At 73.0% G+C, this 2,604-nt stretch carries 6 protein-coding genes; all 6 read left to right on the forward strand.

The window, feature by feature from the left end; translation table 11 throughout:
- The coding region (locus IE265_RS37965) for a helix-turn-helix domain-containing protein (RefSeq protein ID WP_308434857.1) at window positions 1–316 on the forward strand (316 nt) is incomplete at its 5' end.
- Window positions 313–588, forward strand: coding sequence for a helix-turn-helix domain-containing protein (locus IE265_RS37970; protein ID WP_190040360.1), 276 nt, complete (start codon window positions 313–315; stop codon window positions 586–588). The genes IE265_RS37965 and IE265_RS37970, both read left to right, overlap by 4 nt.
- Before the next feature lie 79 nt (window positions 589–667).
- Entirely contained in the window at window positions 668–1,210 is a 543-nt protein-coding gene (locus tag IE265_RS37975) for a hypothetical protein (protein WP_190040361.1), read from the forward strand.
- Complete coding sequence (locus IE265_RS37980; protein ID WP_190040362.1) at window positions 1,207–1,767, forward strand: hypothetical protein; 561 nt, start codon at window positions 1,207–1,209, stop codon at window positions 1,765–1,767. The genes IE265_RS37975 and IE265_RS37980 overlap by 4 nt, the downstream gene beginning before the upstream one ends.
- Complete coding sequence (locus IE265_RS37985) at window positions 1,764–2,087, forward strand: hypothetical protein (RefSeq protein ID WP_190040363.1); 324 nt, start codon at window positions 1,764–1,766, stop codon at window positions 2,085–2,087. Before IE265_RS37980 ends, IE265_RS37985 begins: the two co-directional genes overlap by 4 nt.
- Window positions 2,078–2,604, forward strand: a 527-nt coding sequence (locus IE265_RS37990) for a hypothetical protein (protein WP_190040364.1), incomplete at its 3' end; no start/stop codon positions are given. The genes IE265_RS37985 and IE265_RS37990, both read left to right, overlap by 10 nt.

Here is a 2,604-nt window from a genome sequence, read left to right on the forward strand (position 1 = left end):
GACCGACAGCGAAACCATGTACCAACTGTTCGACCGCAGCACCTGCACGGGCGCCGAGTTCCTGCGCCTGCACATGGAACGAACCGGCGACGGTGAGGGCATCAGCGTCCGGGAGCTCGCCGCAGTGGCGGGCATCTCGCACAGCACCATCGGCACCCTGATCACGGGCCGGACCACGATGCTTCCGCACGAGCCCGCCGCCCAGATCGCCAAGCGCCTGGGCGTCGACCTGTCCGTCCTGTGGGTCGAGGCCGGCCGCAGCACCAGCACCCAGCCCGCTCCGCGCCGGAGCCGACGCAGCCGGGTCCCGGCATGAGCCGCCGCTATACCTACGCCGAAGCCGCGGACGAACTCCGCGTCGACGAGCGGTGGCTGCGGCGGCACATCAGCCGACTGCCCCACTCGAAGAAGGGGCGCGTCGTCACCTTCAGCGAGTCGGACCTCGAGCGCATCGACGCCCTGCACCACCACGAGCCGACGAGCGGCCCGCTGGCCCTCGTCCCCGCGCCCGCCCAGGGCGCCGGCTCCCACCCCATGAACCACCTGCGCCCCCTGCCGCGCCGCGGCACCGCCCTGCAACGGGCCTGAAAAAGGGGCGGGGCCGCTCCGGTTGCGACCCGGAACAGCCCCGAAAGCAGATCACCTCACCACACGAAATGAGGGTCACATGGATCAGGCTACCCACACCGTCAGAGCGGACGCACCCCCTGAGGGCGCGACGCTCGACACCCCGGGCGCGACGCTCCCCCAGGCGTACGCCCTGGCCGGCCTCATCATCGAGCAGCTCACCACCTACCCCCGCGACATAGACATCTGCCGCGACATCGACGGCAGTTACGGCATCCACGTGATGTGGAGCCGCGACGTGTCCGGTGTCGCCGCGCTCGCCGCGTGGGCCGACAGCGGCTGGACCCTCGTCTCCAACCCGATGAGCTCCGGCGTCTTCGCCGAGACCCGGCCCGTGATCAACGGCGTCAAGGTCTGGGCCTGGACCCTGCTCACGTCGGAGGAGGCCGAGCAGGCCCGCCTCATGATGCTGCCGCCCGAGCCGCCGGCCGCCGAGCCGGAGCCGACCGAACCGGCCGAGCCGGGTACGCCTGACCCCCAGCCCGCTTCGGACAGCGGCGACCAGCCCACCGCGCCGGTGGTCCAGCCGCTCAGCTCCAGCGTCATCGCCGAGGTCCCCCCGGCCACCGGCGGTGACGAGTGAGCCGGGACCTGCAGCACGCGCTGCACGCCGCGCTCACCGCTGCCGCGGCCCGCATCGACCTGCCCCTGGACGGGCAGCACCTCGAGCGCCTGGCCCTCGAACTCGCCCCCGACGTCGCCGCCCTGCTCGGCCGGCGCACCGCGCAGTCGTACGACCTCGAGGTCCCCGCGAGCGCGGCGGACGGGGACGACGGCGAGCGCTACGTCCGGGAGTACGCGGGCTGCAGGCTCAGCATCCAGCCCGACGTCACCGAGGACGCGCCTGCCGCGCTCCTCGGACTCGAGCTGCAGCGCAGCCAGTCCGACGTCCTGGCCCTCGATGTCGCTGGCGCGACCAGCCTGGTCGTCACCGTCCGGCCGCGCTCGCCGCAGGCCTGGGACTGGTGGCTCGCGAAGTTCGACGCCGTCACCTGCTCTGCCGAGCAGCCGTGCTGCACCACGACGACCGGGCGCTACGGCGAGATCGCCGTCGAGCTGCGCGGTGAAGGGGTCCCCGACATCCTCGCCGACCGCAGCGCGGACCGGCTCAGCACGGTCACCGCGGGGCACCCGTGGTGACCGCCGTCGCGGAGGTCAAGCAGTTACTCGGTGCCGGCGTCATCGGCATCTGCGTCTTGGCCCTCCTCGCCATGGCGACCTCGATCGGCGCAGCGCAGGGCAACCGCGACGCCGACCGCCAGGCCGAAGCCGAGCGGGCCGAGCACAACGAGCGCCGGGACGCGGAGCTGCAGCGACAGCACCGCGTCTGGGCCCGCGTCTACGCCCCGCCCTTCCCCGTCACCGACCCGTCCTGCCACGTCCCCGCCGAGGCCGCACCGCTCACCACGGTGCAGCCCCGCCGGGCACGACACCGCAAGGGACAGACCGCATGCACCTGATCGAAGACCTCTACCTCGGGTGGGAGCAGCTCCCCCACACCGCCACCTGCGAGCGGCCGGCCTGGGACATCGACGTCCGCCACGACGAGGGCGCTCACCCGCTCTCCCACCGTGCCGACCTGCAGCACGACTGCTCGACCTGCGACCACGGCCCGACGTTCCCGCGGGTCACGGTGCGGGTGATCTGCCGCTCCTGCCAGACCGTCCACCTGATCACGGGCGAGGGCCTGGGCCGGAGCTGCACCACCACCGAGGTCCTCGGCTACGGGCAGGCGCCCAGCCAGGTCTCCGGTGTGTGGCTGTGGCCCGGCCAGCCCTCGACCCCGGGCAGCGACCCGGGCAGCTTCCTCGTCACCCGCGACCGCGTCTCCCGCGTCACCCGTGCCAGCGTCGCCGGACTCATCACCGGCTACTGGGACAGCGAGGGCCGCACCCGCTGGATCGCCGGGGCCGACCTCGACGACGACGGCACTCACCGCGTCCACAGCCTGTCTTTCACCCACCGCGCCGCCGACTT

The organism is Streptomyces fructofermentans, from assembly GCF_014651055.1.
GTDB lineage: Bacteria > Actinomycetota > Actinomycetes > Streptomycetales > Streptomycetaceae > Streptomyces > Streptomyces fructofermentans.

Coding starts and splice junctions, on each gene's coding strand:
- IE265_RS37975 (WP_190040361.1), top strand. CDS start 668: ATGGATCAGGCTACCCACACCGTCAGAGCGGACGCACCCCCTGAGGGC.
- IE265_RS37970 (WP_190040360.1), top strand. CDS start 313: ATGAGCCGCCGCTATACCTACGCCGAAGCCGCGGACGAACTCCGCGTC.